At 56.7% G+C, this 393-nt stretch carries 1 protein-coding gene; it reads left to right on the forward strand.

Going from position 1 to position 393, the window contains the following annotated elements:
- Positions 1–150: 150 nt before the first annotated feature.
- On the forward strand, positions 151–393 hold a 243-nt coding region (locus AC2SGK_RS18355), incomplete at its 3' end, for a transposase (RefSeq protein ID WP_488324809.1).

The raw sequence follows: 393 nt of genomic DNA on the forward strand, positions 1-393 counted from the left end.
CGACCAATCCGCAACAGACATGACAATCCCTCCCAATCCCAGAGAAAGATGAACCAGAAACGCAAGGCAAATGCAACTGTAGTACTAGGCTCCAGACCCATTGATTTCAGGCTCTTGGCATGATTGAGGCTCCGCGAGGAGACTTGGTTGATGAGCAACCTCCATTGGCTGACCGACGGCCGGATGGAGCGCCTGAAACCGTTCTTTCCGCAGAGTCATGGCAAACCCCGCGTCGGTGATCGGCGCGATCTCAGCAGCATAATCTTCATCAATCGCAATGGCTTGCGGTGGTGCGATGCGCCGAAGGAATACGGCCCGGCCAAGACCCTCCACAACCGTTGGACACGTTGGAGCGACAACGGTGTCTTCGCCCGGATCATCGTAGGCCTGGCC

The organism is Paracoccus sp. NIOT.M2S5SZ12 (assembly GCF_057748165.1).